Below are 17,706 nucleotides of genomic sequence, written 5' to 3' on the forward strand. Positions count from 1 at the left end.
TTATTAAAAAATAAATTTTTTAATAAAATTTTTTTACATATTGTTTATTTTTAACGAAAGTATTATAATTTTTTTTAAAAATATTTATAATTTCATGATATACGACTTATTAATTAATTTGTTCTTAAAATGAGGTGTTATATGGAAGATCAAGAAAAAAAATTAATAGAAGGTTTATTTCATCGCTTAAAAAATACTGAATTACATTCTAATGAAAGAGATGATCAAGCAGATGAATTAATTCAAAAATTAGTAAAGACACAACCCTTTTCTTCTTATTATATGACTCAAACAATCTTAATTCAAGAAACAGCCATAAAAAAAATGAGCATACAAATAGAAGAATTAAAAAAACGCATTGAAGAATTAAAAAATCATAATACTAGCAAAAAAACAAGTTTTTTATCAAACTTTTTTAAAAGTAATTCTTCTTCTGAAAATAAATCTTTAGATGACAACGTATGGAAAAATGATACACGCCTACAATCTGATCGTATTAATCCAAATATATCTTCACCTGTTGTACAACAAACACCGACAATCACTAGAAATAGTAGTTTTCTTAGTAATGCTTTACAAACTGCTACAGGTGTAGCAGGTGGGATGATTTTGGGAAATATGTTAATGAATGTTTTTAGTCATTCAAAGCCGGAAGAAGAGGTTATTGATACAATTAATCATCATGAATCATCTGTCATCAATCATGATCATGAATATCCATCAGATGAACAGCATGATCATTTTGTAGATTATGAAACTACCGAACCAGAAACACATACATATGCTTCAGATAATTATGAAAATTTTGATGAAATAGATCACAACGATGATAATTTTATTTAAACTAAATTGCATATATTGTTTAAATATAATACATATTTTTGATAAAATAAAAAATAAAGCCAGCATAAAATATTTTTTGCTGACTTTAGTTTTGTTTAATAACGTTGACTTAAATATTTAGATACGCCTTCTAAAGAGGGTTTCATACCATCTTGACCTTTTTTCCAATTAGCAGGACAAACTTCTCCGTGCTCTTCATGAAAATTAATGGCATCAACCATTCTTATTATTTCTTCAATACTTCTTCCAAATGGCAGATCATTAACTATTTGATGACGAATGATCCCCTTTGAATCGATTAAAAATGATGCCCTTAAGGCTACACCAAGAACCGGATGTTCGATACCATAAGCTTTTTGAATATCTCTCTTGATATCAGAAATCATAGGAAAATTGATTTTTCCGATACCTCCATTTTTAGGTGATGTGTTCTTCCATGCTTGATGAACAAACACACTATCTATAGAAATACCAACAATTCTAACATTTCTTTTTTTAAATTCTATATAACTTTTACTTAATTCTATAATTTCTGATGGACAAACAAAAGTAAAATCCATAGGCCAGAAAAATAATATTATTTTTTTATTTTTGGAATATTTTTTAAAATCAAATTCCTGTATAATTTCATTGTTTTCCAAAATTGCTGGAGCTATAAAATTTGGTGCGCTTTGTGTTACTAAAACCATTTTTTTTCCTATTATTTTATATTCAATTAATATACTAAAATATGTATTCTTAACAAAAGTAAGATATAATGAAACATGTTCTTTTGATAGAAAAAATTTATAAAATAAAAATTAACTGATTTTTTAAACTTTTTAAGTAATGGACAATGTCATATGAAAAAAAAATTATCTTGGTCAGATTTATTATATCTTGAGAAAAAAAAAATATTTTATCGATATAATGAAATTCCTTGCACAAGAACGTTTGAAAAAAGTGATTTATCCAAAGCAAAAAGATATTTTTAACGCTTTTTTGTTGACAAAATTTCATAATATTAAAGTTGTTATTCTTGGTCAAGATCCATATTTTTCTCAAAATCAGGCCCATGGCCTATCTTTTTCTGTTTCTAAGGGTTGTACTATACCAGCTTCTTTAAAAAATATATATAAAGAATTAAATGACGATTTTAAAAAACAACATGCATTTCAGCATGGATGTCTTAAAAATTGGGCAAATCAGGGTGTTTTTTTGTTAAACACTATTTTAACAGTAGAATCCAAAAAGCCCAACTCTCATAATAAGATAGGATGGAATATTTTTACCGATAAAGTTATTTCTATGATTAATTTATATAAGCGTTCTGTTGTTTTTTTACTTTGGGGAAAACAAGCTCAAAAAAAAGAAAAATTTATTAATACAAATAATCATTTTATTTTAAAAACTTCTCATCCTTCTCCATTATCAGTACATCGAGGTTTTTTTGGTTGCAAGCACTTTTCTAAGACCAATAAACTGTTGATTCAAAATAAAATAAAGCCAATTGATTGGTTTATGCAGTCTAAATGAAACACTATGGAAAAATTTTGAAACTTTCAAAAGATAAGTATGATTGCATTTTTTCTAATATATAGAACTCAATATTATTTTTTAGCAATGGTTACGCGTGCTTTTCTTAAGACAGTTTTGTTTAATGTATATCCTTTTTTATTTACAAAAATAACATGATTTGGTGTTATTTCTGAAGATTTTTCATATAAAACAGCGTCGTGAATTGTAGAATTAAATTCTTCGTTTTTTTTTCCTTCAAGATGTACTCCAAACTTAGTTATAGTGTTTAAAAAAGATTGCAAAGTTAACTGTATGCCCTCGATTAAAGGTTTATGTTGTTCTTGAGATGTATCAAATAATGTTAAAATCTCTTCAAGAGAATCAATAATAGGAATTATTTTTTGAAAAAAAATTTCAGTATTATTTATTTTTATTTCATTGGTTGTTTTTTCTATATTTTTTTTAAAATTATCTATATTAGCTAAATTTCGCAGCTTAATTTCTTGAATTTTTTTTTCATTGCATAGTATTTTCATTTTTAAATCTTGAATTGTGTTATTTGTGTTATCTATTTTTTCTTTAATCACGTGATTGTTAATTTGATCGTCATTTTTCATGAATGATAGCCTTTGCAATATTTTTAAATATGAATTTAATATAAGGTCTATAATTGATCTTTCAAGCTTTTTTTATATTATAATATAATATATTATTTTTTTTTGGAATGTTGATGTAATGAAGCTACACTTTACTTGTATTGGTATTGTTGGATATCCACGTCATGAAAGCTCTTTAATCACACATAAAATACTTTATAAATGGTTGATAAAACATGGTTATAAAGTTTTTATCGAACAAACTATTGCTAAAACATTAAAATTACATAATGCTGATACTGCAACGTTAACAGAAATCGGAAAATTTTGCGATTTGGCAATCATTATAGGGGGTGATGGAAATTTATTGTGTGCTGCACGTATTCTATCATTCTATAATATTAAAATTATTGGAATCAATAGAGGAAATTTAGGCTTTCTTACCGACTTAAGTCCTGAGAATGGATTAACAGCATTATCAGAAGTTTTATCTGGAGAATATATATTAGAAAATCGATTTTTGTTGGATGTACGGGTATGTCGAAAAAAAAACATTTCTCAATCTAATATAGCAATCAATGAAGTAGTTTTGCATACAAAAAATTTATCTCATATGATAGAATTTGAAGTATATATTGATGAAAAATTTGCGTTTTCTCAACGTGCAGATGGATTAATTATTTCTACTCCAACTGGTTCTACTGGTTATGCATTATCTGCTGGTGGTCCAATTGTAGCTACTTCTTTAAATGCTATTCTTTTGGTTCCGATGTTTCCACATACCTTATCTACACGTCCTTTAGTTATTCATAATGATAGTACAATTTGCTTGAGATTTTCTAATCTTGAAAAAAATTTAAAAATTAGTTGCGATAGTCAAATTTTTTTGAATGTTCGACAAGGTGAGTACGTCATCATTCGTCGTAGTGATTCTGTTTTAAACCTGATACATCCTAAAAATTATGATTACTTCAAAACTTTAACTGCAAAATTAGATTGGTATAAAAAATGTTTTTAAATTAATACAACATATTAATTGTTTGATTAGTTCAACTCATTGAGTTTTAATGATCATGTTTTTTTAAAAAATAGGGCATGTTATGAATAATTATAGGAACATATTATTGATATTAATTTTTCTTTCTGGCTGTACAATATTAAATAAAAAATCATATGATGCTTATAATGTTGAAGCGTTATGTTTGACAAAAAATGATTTGAATCGCAATTATATTGGAATGACAAAGAAACAAATTATTTATATTCTTGGTGAGCCTATTATTTCTGATTCTTTCAATGACGTATATCATTATTATTTTTACAATCAAGATTCTAAAAATTTTACGCAAAAGCAATTGTTAAATTTATATTTTAAAGATGAAAAAGTTTTTAATATTGAAGTTCAATAATTAATTGTTTGTGTTTTTTTAAAATATTTTTTTGGAGCTGGCGGGATTTGAACCCGCGTCCAAAATTTCTACGAGAACAAAGTACTACATGCTTAGTTTTTTCTATTTTTACGTTCATTACCTAATATGAAAAAACGATTTTAGGTATATAGCTTGAACTAGAATTACGCATGAAATCGATCAAGCACGATTTTCATGTTGTTCTCTTAAAATATGACTTTCCGATTTCCTTTTTCAAGAGAAAAGAATCAGGAGGAAAGGCTTTAAACAGTTTTTTAAGCGGCTAAAGCGTAGTTTTGATTATTTTTTGCAACTATTTTTTTACGGTTTTTATCGAGGCAAACCGTCCCTCGGCATGCACTTTATTATGTGGATAATTTTGTCAAATCCAAAAACAGCCCCTTATTTTTTAAATTATTATTACAAATAATAAAAGACTTGTCTATTGATTATTAATAAATATATTTTAAAATTATCATAATACAACATTTTAAAGGAAATACTAAATATGAACACTATTGAAAAAATAAAAAAACAAATTAAAGAAAATATGATTTTAATATATATGAAAGGAACTCCGCAATCTCCTAGTTGTGGTTTTTCTGCGCAAGCAGTGCAAGCATTATCATCTTTTGGTGAAAAATTTGCTTACGTAGATGTCTTAGAAAATACAGATATTAGAAACGAATTACCAAAATATGCAAATTGGCCAACCTTTCCACAATTATGGGTAGATGGTCAATTAGTTGGTGGTTGTAGTATTATTTTAGACATGTTAGAAAATGGTTCTTTAAAAAAATTAATATTGAATACTGTAAAAAAATATAAAAAAGAATTATAAAAATGTAAATATAGCAATATTTAGTCATCTAATATGACATCATATGAATGATAATTATACTTTCTTTATTATTCAATATGTCATATTAGTTTGATATGACAACATATGTTATTTTTTTTTTTTATTTTTTTTAAAGGCCAACCGCCCAAACGTTTCCAACGATTTACTAATTCACAAAAAAGATTTGCAGTCTGTAAAGTATCATAAAGAGCTGAATGAGCCTGATTATTATCGAATGTTAAACCTATAGCTTTGCATGCTTTAGCTAAAACAGTTTGTCCTAATACTAAACCACTCAATGCAGCTGTATCAAATGTTACAAAAGGATGAAACGGGTTGTTTTTTACGTTTGCTCTCTGTATTGCAGACATTAAAAAATTATGATCAAAATTAGCATTATGTGCGACGACAATACTCTTTGTGCAACCTTGTATTTTCATACCCTTATTAACTAAATCTAGTATTGAATTGATTGCTACTTCTTCGCTAATAGCGCCACGTAATGGATTAAAAGGATCAATTTTGTTAAAAGCGATTGCATCAGAATTGATAACAGAACCTTTAAAAGGTTGAATGTGAAAATGTAATGTTTCTTCTTTATGTAACCATCCTAATGCATCCATTTTTAATGTTATTATGGCAATTTCTAATAATGCATCAGTTTTGGCATTAAATCCTGCTGTTTCGATATCCACAACAACAGGATAAAAAGTACGAAATCGATCACTTAATAAATTGAACTCTTTATTTGTAGACATCAAAATCTCAGTTTTATAAAAATCTTTCTGTTTAATCGAGTTATGTTTTTTAAATTTAATATATATTTTAAAAACATGATAAATTAAACATATTATATAAATATATATTTTAAAATTTTATTAATTAGAACGACCAAAAAATATGTTATATTTTTTATAATCAAAAATTTAAATATAAATTTAACATGTATAATAGTTGTTACTAATCATTTAATTAGTGTACTATATTTTTAATTTTTTTTTAAAGATTAAATTTGTAATTTAAAATTTAATAATTTTTATCATTAATATATAAGGAAACTTAAATGAGTTACAGTCTACCTATCTTGCCTTATGCATACAATGCTCTAGAACCTTTTTTTGATGAAAAAACTATGGAAATACATCATACTAAACATCATCAAAACTATATTAATAATACCAATACTATTTTAAAAAATACTACTTTTTCTGATTTATCTACTGATGAATTAATTTCTATTTTTAACGAAATTGTTATAGATAATAAAGTTTTATTAAAAAATAATTTAGGAGGACATGTAAACCATAGTTTTTTTTGGAAAACATTAAAGTTAGGGATTGTTGTAACAAGTGATTTAAAAATAGAAATAGAAAAACAATTTGGCAGTTTTGATCTGTTTAAAAAGCAATTTGAAGAAGTTGCTCTTAATCATTTTGGATCTGGTTGGATATGGTTAATCAAGAAAAATAGTGTACTATCAATTGTGTCGACTATTAATCAAGATCATCCGTTAATGGAAGAATCTACATCTAAAAAATATGGTTTTCCTATTCTTGGTTTAGATGTTTGGGAGCATGCGTATTATTTAAAATATCAAAATAGACGTTTAGATTATATTAATGCATTTTGGAACGTTGTTAATTGGGAAGTTGTTTCAGAACTTTTACAAAATAGTTAATTTTACTAGTATATAAAATATTAATTAGTAACAATAATGCATTCTTAAAAACATATAATGCATATTATATGTTTTTAATTAGTGGTTAAAAATGAAAATAATTGTTTTATTTAAAGGATATTTTTTTGAGTATCATTAAAATGATAGTAGGATTATCTAATCCAAAATTTCAATATCATGCGACACGTCATAATGTAGGTTCTTGGTTTGTTTATAGTTTAGCTCAACGTTATTGCACAATTTTAAAAGAAGAAAGGAAATTTTTTGGTTTTACCGCTCATTTTAAAGTAGAGTCTAATGATATTAGATTGTTTGTTCCAAATATTTTTATGAATATAAATGGACAAGCAGTTTTGAAAATAGCTTCGTTTTATAACATTAATTTAAATGAAATATTAATTGCACATGATGATTTAGAATTAAATTTTGGAATCAGTAAATTAAAATATAGTTATGGTCATAATGGTCATAATGGTTTAAGAAACGTTATTACTGTATTTAAAAAAAAAATTAATTTTTATCGATGTAGAATTGGTATTGGTCGTCCTATTAATAAAAATGACATTTCTTCTTTTGTATTATCACCACCAAGTAAGATAGAAAAAACATGCATTAAAAAATCTATTTTAGAAGCTATAGAAGTCGTGATCCATTCAGTAATTTTAAAAACTTAATTTTTATAAAAACTCTTTCCATATTTAAGGTATACAAAAATGGGTTTTAAATGTGGTATAATAGGATTGCCTAATGTTGGAAAATCCACTTTATTTAATCTTTTAACTAAAGGACATTCAGCAGTTGCTAACTTTCCATTTTGTACTATTCAACCAAATTTAGGTATTGTTTCAGTTTTTGATGAGCGTCTTGATAATATCGCAAATATTCTTTCTGCAAAAAAAATTGTACATGCATCTATAGAATTTGTCGATATTGCAGGTTTGGTTCAAGGCGCGTCTAAGGGAGAGGGATTAGGAAATCAATTCTTAAGCAATATAAGGCAAACTCAAGCTATTGCTCATGTTGTTCGCTGTTTTAAAGAAGATAATATCACTCATATTTATAATGAAGTCAACCCTGAAAAAGATGTAGATATTATTAATACTGAACTGATATTATCCGATTTTGAATTATGTGAAAAAGCGTTATCAACATTACAAAAAAAATGTAATTTGAATGATAAAAATATAGAAAATAAAATAAATATTTTACAAAAATGTCTTAATCATTTAAAAAAATGTTTGATGTTAAAAAATCTTGGTCTAAATTTAGATGAACAAAAAATTGTTAGTTATTTAAATTTTTTAACTTTAAAACCTACTATGTATATAGCTAACATTAATGAAAAAACAGCATCGCGTGTTTTTTTAACACAATTAAAAAAAATAGCTTCTAAAGACAATTCAATAGTTATTCCTATTTTTGCAAATTTAGAATTAGATTTAATCAAGATGCATATTAGAGAACAAATATCTTTTATGAAAGCATTTAATATCAAAAATTTGGGTTTGAAAAGTATTGTTACGTCTGGGTATAAATTGTTAAATTTAATTACTTTTTTTACTGCTGGTGTTAAAGAAGTTCGCGCTTGGCCTATTTTGAATGGTAGCACTAGTCTGGAAGCGGCTCGTAAGATACATACTGATTTTAGTAAGGGTTTTATTAGAGTGAATATTATTAAATATAACGATTTCATTAAGTATAAGAGTGAAGTAAAAATTAAAGAAATGGGAAAATTTAAAACAGAAGGAAAAAACTACATAATAGAAGATGGAGATGTTGCACATTTTTTATTTAATGTTTAACAATAATCATTGTACATTAAAGTCTTTTAGAGAGGAAAATCATTGATCCTCTCTATTTTTTTGTTTATTCTTTTATTAAAAATTGTTTTAATTTTTTAAAATCAGGATTCATGTTATGCGATAAAAATGGTAAATTAATTGTATTTTTTAGTTCCTGAGGTAAGACAATGTTATTATTTAATATTTGTTCTACAGTATTTTTAAATTTTGCAGGATGTGCAGTACCTAAAAATAATCCAAATTCATCTTTTTTCAGTTGATTTTTTAATATTCTGTATGCTATTGCTGCATGTGGTTCAGAAACATAACCCAATTCAAATAATTCTTGTAATGTGTTTTTTGTTACTTCATCTGATACGCTGCCAAACCTTAGTTCTTTTAAATTCCATTTTTTTCTTTGAAATAGTTCTTGTATTCTAGGCCAATTATTAGGTTGACTAATGTCCATAGCATTAGAAATTGTAGATACTGTTTTTTTGGGTTGCCATTGACCATTCTGAAGAAATCTTGGTACTGTATCATTGCTATTCGTACATGCTATGAATGATTTAATTGGTAAGCCAAGAGATTTAGCAAGTAATCCTGCTGTTAAATTACCAAAGTTACCACAAGGTACCGCTATGACTAAATTGTTTCTTTTTTCTTTTGGAAGCAAAGAAAATGCTTCAAAATAATAACATATTTGTGCTAATAATCTACTGATATTAATGGAATTAGCAGAATTTAATCCTATAGAATTTTTTAGTTTTTTATCATTAAATGCTTCTTTAACTAATTTTTGACAATCATCAAAACTTCCATTAATAGATATAGTTTTAATATTTTTTCCAAGAGTGCAAAAAAGTTTTTCTTGCAATGCGCTAATTTTCCCTTTTGGGTATAAAATTACAACTCGCACATTTTTCATACCGTAAAAAGCGTGTGCTACTGCAGCGCCGGTATCACCAGACGTAGCAGTTAAAATCGTGACTAAATCGTTATTTTTATTCATTGAGAAAATCATTTGCGCCATAAAACGCGCACCAAAATCTTTGAATGCTAATGTAGGGCCATGAAATAATTCAAAACAGCTTATTGTTTTTGTGATTGATTTAAGTAATGGATATTTAAATGAAAAAGCTTTTTTTACATGTATATATAGTTGTTCTTTAGATATTTCATTATAAATGAATTTAGAAAGTATTTCAGTACTGCGAGTAATAAAGTCCATTTTTAATATTTCTGATAAGTCTTTTAGTTTTATTACAGGTAATTTTACTGGAAAAAATAATCCTTGTTGTTGTCCTAGACCTAATTTTACTGCTGTTTCAAAATTTACTTCTTCATCGTGATTTTTTAAGTTATAAAGTCTCATTTTTCATCCTATCTTACGTGCACCATGTAAGTCTAAAACACAAATATGAACAAATCCTGTTTTATTTTGTAGATAATTATTTTTTAACCAATATGATATTTCTTTTGCGATTGTAATATTGTTAGCGACAGCAAAAACAGTAGGACCGGATCCTGATATACCGAAACTGATAGCCCCTATTGATTTTATTATTTTTTTAGTTTTTAAAAAATTTGGCAAGAGTTTAATGCGATAAGGTTCTGCTATAAAATCTTGCATTAATCGTGCGGCTAAAATAGGTTGTTGACTATATGATGCATGAATAAAACCTGAAAGATAACGACTGTTTTTAATGCAAATTTCTTTGCTATATGTGTTGGGTAAAATTTGTCTCGCTTGAGCTGTAGAAACTTTAATTCCTGGCCAAGCTATAATCCAAAACCAGTTTTTAAAACTAGGTATTTTTTGGCTTATGATTTTTTTATCTTCTAATATTAATTGCAGTCCTCCAAGATAGGAAGGAGCAACATTATCGTAATGTACACTGCCTGAAATTTCACCTTCTATCTGTCCCATTAGCAATAATAAATCTTTTTTATTTAAAGGGTTATTGCAAAACTCATTGAGTGCAACCAATGTCGCAACAACTGAACATGCGCTAGAACCTAATCCTGATCCGATTGGCATGTTTTTTTCAAGAATAATGGATACTGCAATATTTTTTTTTGTAATTTGACAAAATTTTGACCAGCATTTCCAAACAATGTTTTCTTTAGTGTTTTCAGGTAACCTGTCAGCAAAAATACCTTTATTAATTAATTCGAATTCTTTTGATGATTTAATCGTTATTAGATCTCCTAAAAAAGATCCATTTATAGGTTGAATTGCAGCACCTAAAATATCAAAGCCTACTCCAACGTTACCAATAGAAGCAGGTGCATAGATTTTAATCATTATTGTTATGTTCCTGACGATTATGATAGTGTATGTAGTAAGTCAGAAAATACTCCAGATGCTGTCACATTATTACCTGCTCCATAACCTCTTAAAACAAGAGGAATCGATTTATAATATTTTGTATAAAACGCAAATGCATTTTCACCGTTTTTAACTTTGTATAAAGGATGGTTAATACCCACTTCTTCAATTTTTATAAAGCATTTTCCTGTTTGTTCTATTGTTCCAATAAATCTTAATACACATCCAGAATCATGTGCTGTTTTTACTCGTTTTAAAAAATACGAGTCTAATTTTTCTAATTCTAGTAAAAATTTATTTATATCTTCTTTGTTTTCAATTGGTTTAGGTAATAAATTTTCAATTTTGATATCTTTTAGTTCTATTGAATATCCAGCTTCTCGTGCTAAAATTAATAATTTTCTGGCAACATCTATTCCTGATAAGTCATCAAATGGATTTGGTTCAGTAAATCCTAATTTTTTAGCCTCTTTAGTAGCTTGTGACAATAATATACCCTCTTCTAATCTTCCAAAAATAAAGGATAAAGATCCAGATAGTATGCCTTGAAAACGAATCAGATGATCGCCTGTTTTAAATAAGTTTTGCACTGTTTTTATGATTGGTAATCCAGCTCCAACATTAGTTTCATATAGAAATTTTTTATTATTTTTTCTAGCGGTATCACGTATTTCTTGATAGTATTCCCATGTTGCAGTATTTGCTTTTTTATTAGAAGTAACAATATGATATTGATTTTTTAAAAAATGTGTATATTGTTCAGATAATAATTGATCGGATGTACAATCTATAATTACTGCATTTAAAAACTGATATTTTTTAATTGTTTGCTTAAATAATTTTAAATTAAATATATGATTTGATTGTTGAAAATGATTTTTCCAATTTGATAAATCTATTGCGTTTTTCATAATCAACATTTTTTTAGAATTAGCAATAAGACAAACTTTAATATTTATATTTTGTTTTTTTAAGAATTGTTCTTGTTGTGATATTTGTTCTAATAACGCATTACCGACGCCACCGATTCCAATTAAAAAAACATGAATAGTTTTGTTGTTAAAAAATAGTTCTTCATGAACATTTTTGATCGCGTTGAGAATGTTTTTTTGTTCAACAACAATAGATATCGAATGTTTTGATGAACCTTGCGCAATAGCAAGAACGTTTATCTTAGCGGATCCTAAAGAAGAAAAAATTTTAGATGCAATGTTATGTTTTTTATAAATGTCAGAACCAATCACAGAAAGAATAGACAAATTTTTTTTAATTCGAAATGGATTTAATAATCCTTCTTTCAATTCTAATTGAAATTCTTTTTTTAAATAGTCTAAAAAAATGTTTTTTTTGTTTTCTAACATACAAAGATTAATCTTATTTTCAGAAGAAGATTGAGTGATTAATATGATTTTTACTTTGCTTTTTGATATGATATTAAATACTCTCGGTGTAATATTGTTGATGTTTTTCATATCATATCCTGATATGTTCAACATTACTATATCATCGAGATGGGTTACACCTTTTAAATAATTTTTTTTAGAATCATGGTTTAAGTAAATCGAAGTACCATGAGATTTTATATTGTTAGTATTTTTAATAATGCATGGAATTTTAAATTGCGCAATTGGTTCAATAGTTCTAGGATGAAGCACTTTAGCTCCAAAATAAGATAATTCCATTGCTTCTTGATACGATATTGATTCTAGTAAAAGAGCATTAGAAACTATTTTTGGATCACATGTAAACACACCATCAACATCAGTCCAAATTTCACAACATTTTGCGTTTAAACAAACTGCCAATACTGCAGCAGAATAATCTGAACCATTTCTTCCTAGTACTACTAGTTCTTTTTTTTCATTACCTGCTATGAATCCAGCCATTAAAATAATATCTTTATTATTAATAAGCATAGCGCTAATTCTTTTTTTAGATTCAGCTATATTGACAGTGGAATCTAAATAATCACCTATAGAAAAAATTTTTTCAACAGGATTTATAACAGTAATTGTATAATTTTTAGCTTTTAATATGCTTTTCATGATTTCAACTGACAGTATTTCGCCACGAGAAACAATGATAGCATGAATACTATTAGGACAATATTTTACACACACAATATCATGTATTATACTTTTTAATTTATTAAATTCTTCTTTAATAATTTCTATTATTTTTAAATAATTGAAATTAGGTTGTATTTTTGAAATGTTTTTTACTAATTCAACGAATGCTAATTTAGTCGCATCAACAATGTTTAATGCTATCTCTTTTTTAGCAGTGTTTTCTGTGATAGCAACTAAATTATTAGTAATTTTTGCTGGTGCTGAAAGTACTACGGCAGTTTGCTCAAAACGATTTTTTTTTTCTATAATTTCAGACACATGTAAAAATTTTTCTGCATTAGCCAGTGAAGTACCACCAAATTTTAATAATTTCATAATTTTGTTCTTCCTTAGATTTATATCATAAAAATCTCGTTCTTTATTTGAAGATAGTTTTTTGAGATATATTATCTTATTGCTACAGTATGACTTATTTTAATAATTAGAATATTTTTCTATTTAAGCAGTGAAAATAGACATTAATATTTTTATTGAACTAATTTTTATAACATAATGAACATTATTAGCGCAATAGTTAAAAAATAATATTTAATTTTTTATTTGCATATTGTAAATTTAGTTATTTACTATACTGTAGAAGTTTTTAGTAAAGAAAATATAATCTTTGCAAAGTTTAATATAATTTAATTCACATTAATTCAATTTACATACATTAAAGATTTTTTTTGCATATTATGAAGCATATTATTCAAGTAATCATTTCTGAAAAGCAATTAGATGTTCGTGTTAGAGAATTAGGTAGAGAAATTACTAAAAAATATAAAAAAAGTAAAAATAAGATGATATTGATAGCATTATTACGTGGTTCGTTTGTTTTTGTTGCCGATTTATGTCGCAGAATTAAAATTAAGCATGAAATTGATTTTATGACTACTTCTAGTTACGGAAGAGGAACTGTGTCTAGTGGTGATGTCAAAATTATCAAAGATTTAGATGAAGATATTTATAATAAACATGTTTTAATTGTAGAAGATATTATTGATTCAGGAAAAACATTAAATAAAGTTTTAGATATTTTAAAACTCAGAAAACCAAAATCGTTATCAATTTGTACTCTTTTAGACAAACCAGAATGTCGTGAAGTGAATATTAGTGTTGATTTTATTGGTTTTTCTATCTTAGATGATTTTGTTGTCGGTTATGGTATTGATTATTCTCAATCATATCGTTATTTACCATATATAGGAAAAGTCATTTTTGAAAAATAAAACATCTAGTCTTTTAAAAACAGTATTTTATTATCAATTAAACGAGTTAATCCTAACCACACAGATGCAAGAATAATGATTTTTTTGTTTTTTTTAGATGCAATGCGTAAAGTTTTATAATCAAAAATGTCAAATATATCTATAAAAAAACCTTGTTTTATTAAAAATTGTTTAGCTATATAAACGATGTTTTCTTTATCATGCAATCCTATTTTTTTAATTTTTTCTGATGTTTTTTGAATAATATAATATAAATTAGGCGCTATTTTTTTTTCTTGATCGGTTAATCTGTTATTTCTAGAGCTTAAAGCTAGTCCGTTTTTTAATCTGACAGTAGGTAAACTTATTATTTTTATCATATAATTTAGTTCTTTTACTAATGTTTTTACAATGAGTAATTGTTGATAATCTTTTTCTCCAAAAAAGGCATAATTTGGTTGTATTATATTAAACAATTTTGACACTATTGTTGCCACACCTTTAAAATGACCAGGTCTTGATTTTCCTTCGATAATTTTAGAAAATTTAGGAACATCAATAAATGTATGATTTTTCATATTATTTGGATACATTTCTATTAGATTAGGAAAAAATAGAATATGAACACCTAGATTTTTTAATATATTAAAGTCTTGTTCAAACGTTTTAGGGTATTTTTTTAAATCTAATGGATTATTAAATTGCATAGGATTAACAAATATAGTTACAACAGTGATGGTTGCATGTTTTTTTGATAATGCAATTAACTTCATATGACCATCATGTAAGTTACCCATGGTAGGTACTAATCCTATGGTGTGTTTTTGTATTTTTAATAATTTTATTTTTTTATGTAAAATATTTATTTTTTTAATCAAATACATAATTTTTAACTCTTACTTATATATAACTATGAATTGTTTGAGGATACGTCCCTGTTTGCACTGCTTTTATATATTTCTGTATTGCGTGTTGAATACTGTTACTGTCAACAAGAAAATTTTTTGCAAATTTTGCTAATTTACCTTCATTAATTCCTAATATATCTTGCATTACAAGAATTTGTCCATCAGTATATTTTCCTGCTCCAATTCCAATAACTGGAATAGATAGATTTTGCGTGATTTTTTTTCCTAAAAGTTCTGGAATACACTCTAAAACTAGCATTTTAATGCCTGATTCTTCTAATATAAATGCTTCGTCTATTATTCTATTCTTATCATATGTATTTTTTCCTTGAACTTTGTATCCGCTTAAATAATGAATAGATTGAGGTGTTAAACCTATATGACCACATACTAATATTGATCTATCAGATAATTCTTTAATAGTTTTTACAAGCCATTTTCCTCCTTCTACCTTCACCATATTAGCTCCAGATTGTATGATTTTAGATGCGTTATTAAGAGCTTGATTAATTTCTCCATAAGACATAAATGGCATATCGGCTAGCAAAAATGCGTTTGGGGCTCCATTTCGTACTGCTTTTGTATGATATTCAATATCTTGAACTGTTACCGGCAAGGTAGAGGTATGTCCTTGTATTGTCATACCAAGAGAATCACCGATCAGCATCACCGAAATACCTTGAGTAAAAAACAGTTTTGCAAAACTGAAGTCATAAGCGGTAATAGCGGCAATTTTTTGTTTGCTTTTTTTCCAGTTATTTAATGTAGATATAGTAATTTGTTCCATATTTTTTTCTATAATTATAATAAATATTTAATGTTAAAAAATTAATTAGAAGAGAATACTCGACATGATTTCAAAACGAGTATTCTTCTCTTAAAAAACTTGTGATATTTGATCCTTAACCAGTCATTTGTTTTTCTCGAATTTCTGCTAATGTTTTACAGTCAATACATAGATTAGCAGTGGGTCTTGCTTCCAAACGACGAATTCCAATTTCAATTCTACAAGAGTTGCAGTAACCAAAATCTTTTTCTTTTATTTTTTTTAGAGTAATGTCAATTTTTTTAATCAATTTTCGACTGCGATCGCGATTTCTTAGTTCTAAACTAAATTCTTCTTCTTGTGTAGCTCGATCAATGGGATCTGGAAAATTAGTGGCTTTTTCTTGTATATAAAGCAAAGTGTGATTAATTTCACTTTTTAATTGTTTTTTCCACGTTTCTAGAATGGTATAAAAATGCAACATTTGATTTTTATTCATATATTGTTCATTTGTTTTTTTTTGGTAAGGTTTTAATCCTGCAATAGAAAGTACGTTCAAAGATGACGTTTTTTTGTGTTTTTCTGTTTTCATAGATTCCTCTGAGATATTTTGCTTTTTGATAAAAGAAAAAACTAATCTAATTTTTAATGAAGATTGTGATTGTTTAAAAATATTTAACTGAATTTAAAAAAAATTAGGAATCTTTGATAAAATAGATTGTTTTTTATTATTTTGTTTCTAAAAAATATTATAATAAATAATTTTAATATAAACTATCTCTAAATATTTTTTTTAAATAATTCGATTCTGTAAGAAAATAATTACATATTTTAATGAAATATCTATAAATTTTATGCGGTATTTTTGAATGTTATACTATCTTGAAAATGGTATCAAACAAATGAAAAAAATAGCTTTAGGTGTTGAATATGATGGAACCTTTTATCATGGATGGCAGTTTCAAAAAAATACATCTAGCATTCAAGAGGAATTAGAACAAGCTTTATCTATAATTGCTGATCATCAAATATCAATTGTCTGCGCAGGAAGAACTGATGCTGGAGTTCATAGCTTTGGTCAAGTAATACATTTTAACACCACAGCTATAAGAAACAATACATCTTGGACCATTGGGGTTAACAGTTATTTATCTAAATATATTTCTGTTATTTGGATGAAAGAAGTATTGCCAGTATTTCATGCTCGATACAGTGCTCTTTCACGTTCTTATCGTTATATAATATATAATTATTGTGTTCGTACTCCAATTTTTCACAACAGAGTACATCATATTTATAAAAAGTTAAATGCCAAAAAAATGCATGTTGCAGCGCAATATTTATTAGGAGAACATGATTTTGCATCATTTAGAGCAACTCATTGTCAATCACGCTCCTCTTGGAGAAAAATATTTCAACTAAATGTTAAAAGAAAGCGAAATTGGATTATTATTGATATTACAGCGAATTCTTTTTTATATCATATGGTGAGAAATATTGTAGGCACTTTAATTGAAGTTGGAAGTTTAAAAAAAAAAGATATTTGGATGCAAGAATTGTTGTTTAAAAAAAATAGATCTGATGCAGGTGTGACTGCTCCAGCTAAAGGTTTATATTTAATGCATGTAGAATATCCCTTGAAATTTGGTTTACCAAAAGTAGCGCGTAGGCCTGATTTTATTATATAAAAATATTACCATTCTTTAAAAAAGTGATTTCTTTTTAATAAATATAACAAG

General features: G+C 26.3%; 18 protein-coding genes, 1 other RNA gene and 1 pseudogene. 10 read left to right on the forward strand and 10 right to left on the reverse strand.

The window, feature by feature from the left end; translation table 11 throughout:
- The first annotated feature begins 141 nt into the window (after window positions 1-141).
- On the forward strand, window positions 142-843 hold the full coding sequence (locus D9V69_RS00895; protein ID WP_158356466.1) for a DUF2076 domain-containing protein: 702 nt from the start codon (window positions 142-144) through the stop codon (window positions 841-843).
- 95 nt (window positions 844-938) lie between these two features.
- Here D9V69_RS00895 and D9V69_RS00900 read toward each other — a convergent pair whose 3' ends face one another.
- Window positions 939-1,532: a peroxiredoxin gene (locus tag D9V69_RS00900; RefSeq protein ID WP_158356467.1), complete on the reverse strand. Its 594-nt coding sequence runs from the start codon at window positions 1,530-1,532 to the stop codon at window positions 939-941.
- Between the two features lie 153 nt (window positions 1,533-1,685).
- Here D9V69_RS00900 and ung point away from each other — a divergent pair.
- Window positions 1,686-2,358, forward strand: a pseudogene (gene ung, locus D9V69_RS00905) (uracil-DNA glycosylase).
- 74 nt (window positions 2,359-2,432) lie between these two features.
- Here ung and D9V69_RS00910 read toward each other — a convergent pair.
- Complete coding sequence (locus tag D9V69_RS00910; protein WP_158356469.1) at window positions 2,433-2,957, reverse strand: nucleotide exchange factor GrpE; 525 nt, start codon at window positions 2,955-2,957, stop codon at window positions 2,433-2,435.
- A gap of 118 nt (window positions 2,958-3,075) precedes the next feature.
- On the opposite strand from D9V69_RS00910, the gene nadK reads away from it, so the two are divergent.
- Together nadK and D9V69_RS00920 are read left to right on the forward strand one after the other, a co-directional pair.
- A complete protein-coding gene (gene nadK / locus D9V69_RS00915; protein ID WP_158356470.1) occupies window positions 3,076-3,954 on the forward strand; it encodes an NAD(+) kinase in 879 nt (292 codons plus the stop codon).
- 82 nt (window positions 3,955-4,036) lie between these two features.
- On the forward strand, window positions 4,037-4,345 hold the full coding sequence (locus D9V69_RS00920) for an outer membrane protein assembly factor BamE (RefSeq protein ID WP_158356471.1): 309 nt from the start codon (window positions 4,037-4,039) through the stop codon (window positions 4,343-4,345).
- Between the two features lie 31 nt (window positions 4,346-4,376).
- Here D9V69_RS00920 and ssrA read toward each other — a convergent pair.
- Window positions 4,377-4,747: a transfer-messenger RNA gene (gene ssrA, locus D9V69_RS00925) on the reverse strand.
- A 106-nt stretch (window positions 4,748-4,853) separates the two neighbouring features.
- Here ssrA and grxD point away from each other — a divergent pair.
- On the forward strand, window positions 4,854-5,186 hold the full coding sequence (grxD, locus tag D9V69_RS00930; protein ID WP_158356472.1) for a Grx4 family monothiol glutaredoxin: 333 nt from the start codon (window positions 4,854-4,856) through the stop codon (window positions 5,184-5,186).
- 80 nt (window positions 5,187-5,266) lie between these two features.
- Here the strand turns inward: grxD and rnt are convergent, their stop codons facing one another.
- A complete protein-coding gene (gene rnt / locus D9V69_RS00935; protein ID WP_158356473.1) occupies window positions 5,267-5,944 on the reverse strand; it encodes a ribonuclease T in 678 nt (225 codons plus the stop codon).
- A 305-nt stretch (window positions 5,945-6,249) separates the two neighbouring features.
- Between rnt and D9V69_RS00940 the strand changes: the two genes are divergently transcribed.
- From D9V69_RS00940 to ychF, 3 genes are all read left to right on the forward strand, one after another.
- Window positions 6,250-6,864: a Fe-Mn family superoxide dismutase gene (locus tag D9V69_RS00940; protein ID WP_158356474.1), complete on the forward strand. Its 615-nt coding sequence runs from the start codon at window positions 6,250-6,252 to the stop codon at window positions 6,862-6,864.
- 140 nt (window positions 6,865-7,004) lie between these two features.
- Window positions 7,005-7,538 (forward strand): aminoacyl-tRNA hydrolase, encoded by a 534-nt coding sequence (pth, locus tag D9V69_RS00945; protein ID WP_158356847.1) that lies wholly within the window; start codon window positions 7,005-7,007, stop codon window positions 7,536-7,538.
- Window positions 7,539-7,577: 39 nt separating this feature from the next.
- Window positions 7,578-8,666 (forward strand): redox-regulated ATPase YchF, encoded by a 1,089-nt coding sequence (gene ychF, locus D9V69_RS00950; RefSeq protein ID WP_158356475.1) that lies wholly within the window; start codon window positions 7,578-7,580, stop codon window positions 8,664-8,666.
- A gap of 64 nt (window positions 8,667-8,730) precedes the next feature.
- Here ychF and thrC read toward each other — a convergent pair whose 3' ends face one another.
- The 3 genes from thrC to thrA are packed head-to-tail and all read right to left on the reverse strand — an operon-like array spanning window position 8,731 to window position 13,421.
- Entirely contained in the window at window positions 8,731-10,020 is a 1,290-nt protein-coding gene (gene thrC / locus D9V69_RS00955) for a threonine synthase (protein WP_158356476.1), read from the reverse strand.
- 3 nt (window positions 10,021-10,023) lie between these two features.
- The gene (gene thrB / locus D9V69_RS00960) at window positions 10,024-10,953 is read right to left on the reverse strand and encodes a homoserine kinase (protein ID WP_158356477.1); all 930 of its coding nucleotides are present in this window, start codon (window positions 10,951-10,953) and stop codon (window positions 10,024-10,026) included.
- 20 nt (window positions 10,954-10,973) lie between these two features.
- Window positions 10,974-13,421 (reverse strand): bifunctional aspartate kinase/homoserine dehydrogenase I, encoded by a 2,448-nt coding sequence (gene thrA, locus D9V69_RS00965; protein WP_158356478.1) that lies wholly within the window; start codon window positions 13,419-13,421, stop codon window positions 10,974-10,976.
- A gap of 359 nt (window positions 13,422-13,780) precedes the next feature.
- Here thrA and hpt point away from each other — a divergent pair, with 359 nt between their 5' ends.
- Window positions 13,781-14,314: a hypoxanthine phosphoribosyltransferase gene (gene hpt, locus D9V69_RS00970; protein WP_158356479.1), complete on the forward strand. Its 534-nt coding sequence runs from the start codon at window positions 13,781-13,783 to the stop codon at window positions 14,312-14,314.
- A 5-nt stretch (window positions 14,315-14,319) separates the two neighbouring features.
- On the opposite strand, the gene panC is transcribed toward hpt, so the two are convergent.
- The 3 genes from panC to dksA all read right to left on the reverse strand — a co-directional run bounded on the left by panC (window position 14,320) and on the right by dksA (window position 16,559).
- Window positions 14,320-15,177: a pantoate--beta-alanine ligase gene (gene panC / locus D9V69_RS00975; protein ID WP_158356480.1), complete on the reverse strand. Its 858-nt coding sequence runs from the start codon at window positions 15,175-15,177 to the stop codon at window positions 14,320-14,322.
- A gap of 16 nt (window positions 15,178-15,193) precedes the next feature.
- A complete protein-coding gene (gene panB, locus D9V69_RS00980) occupies window positions 15,194-15,988 on the reverse strand; it encodes a 3-methyl-2-oxobutanoate hydroxymethyltransferase (RefSeq protein WP_158356481.1) in 795 nt (264 codons plus the stop codon).
- A 115-nt stretch (window positions 15,989-16,103) separates the two neighbouring features.
- Entirely contained in the window at window positions 16,104-16,559 is a 456-nt protein-coding gene (dksA, locus tag D9V69_RS00985; protein ID WP_158356482.1) for an RNA polymerase-binding protein DksA, read from the reverse strand.
- Between the two features lie 277 nt (window positions 16,560-16,836).
- Here dksA and truA point away from each other — a divergent pair, with 277 nt between their 5' ends.
- Window positions 16,837-17,655, forward strand: coding sequence for a tRNA pseudouridine(38-40) synthase TruA (truA, locus tag D9V69_RS00990; protein ID WP_410051801.1), 819 nt, complete (start codon window positions 16,837-16,839; stop codon window positions 17,653-17,655).
- Window positions 17,656-17,706: the final 51 nt, after the last annotated feature.

It is taken from the genome of Buchnera aphidicola (Hyadaphis tataricae) (assembly GCF_005081445.1).
Lineage (GTDB): Bacteria > Pseudomonadota > Gammaproteobacteria > Enterobacterales > Enterobacteriaceae > Buchnera > Buchnera aphidicola_AE.

Coding starts and splice junctions, on each gene's coding strand:
- nadK (WP_158356470.1), top strand. CDS start 3,076: ATGAAGCTACACTTTACTTGTATTGGTATTGTTGGATATCCACGTCAT.
- dksA (WP_158356482.1), bottom strand. CDS start 16,559: ATGAAAACAGAAAAACACAAAAAAACGTCATCTTTGAACGTACTTTCT.
- truA (WP_410051801.1), top strand. CDS start 16,837: ATGTTATACTATCTTGAAAATGGTATCAAACAAATGAAAAAAATAGCT.
- panC (WP_158356480.1), bottom strand. CDS start 15,177: ATGTATTTGATTAAAAAAATAAATATTTTACATAAAAAAATAAAATTA.
- D9V69_RS00920 (WP_158356471.1), top strand. CDS start 4,037: ATGAATAATTATAGGAACATATTATTGATATTAATTTTTCTTTCTGGC.
- thrA (WP_158356478.1), bottom strand. CDS start 13,421: ATGAAATTATTAAAATTTGGTGGTACTTCACTGGCTAATGCAGAAAAA.
- panB (WP_158356481.1), bottom strand. CDS start 15,988: ATGGAACAAATTACTATATCTACATTAAATAACTGGAAAAAAAGCAAA.
- pth (WP_158356847.1), top strand. CDS start 7,005: ATGATAGTAGGATTATCTAATCCAAAATTTCAATATCATGCGACACGT.
- D9V69_RS00895 (WP_158356466.1), top strand. CDS start 142: ATGGAAGATCAAGAAAAAAAATTAATAGAAGGTTTATTTCATCGCTTA.
- D9V69_RS00940 (WP_158356474.1), top strand. CDS start 6,250: ATGAGTTACAGTCTACCTATCTTGCCTTATGCATACAATGCTCTAGAA.
- D9V69_RS00910 (WP_158356469.1), bottom strand. CDS start 2,957: ATGAAAAATGACGATCAAATTAACAATCACGTGATTAAAGAAAAAATA.
- grxD (WP_158356472.1), top strand. CDS start 4,854: ATGAACACTATTGAAAAAATAAAAAAACAAATTAAAGAAAATATGATT.
- ychF (WP_158356475.1), top strand. CDS start 7,578: ATGGGTTTTAAATGTGGTATAATAGGATTGCCTAATGTTGGAAAATCC.
- D9V69_RS00900 (WP_158356467.1), bottom strand. CDS start 1,532: ATGGTTTTAGTAACACAAAGCGCACCAAATTTTATAGCTCCAGCAATT.
- thrB (WP_158356477.1), bottom strand. CDS start 10,953: ATGATTAAAATCTATGCACCTGCTTCTATTGGTAACGTTGGAGTAGGC.
- thrC (WP_158356476.1), bottom strand. CDS start 10,020: ATGAGACTTTATAACTTAAAAAATCACGATGAAGAAGTAAATTTTGAA.
- rnt (WP_158356473.1), bottom strand. CDS start 5,944: ATGTCTACAAATAAAGAGTTCAATTTATTAAGTGATCGATTTCGTACT.
- hpt (WP_158356479.1), top strand. CDS start 13,781: ATGAAGCATATTATTCAAGTAATCATTTCTGAAAAGCAATTAGATGTT.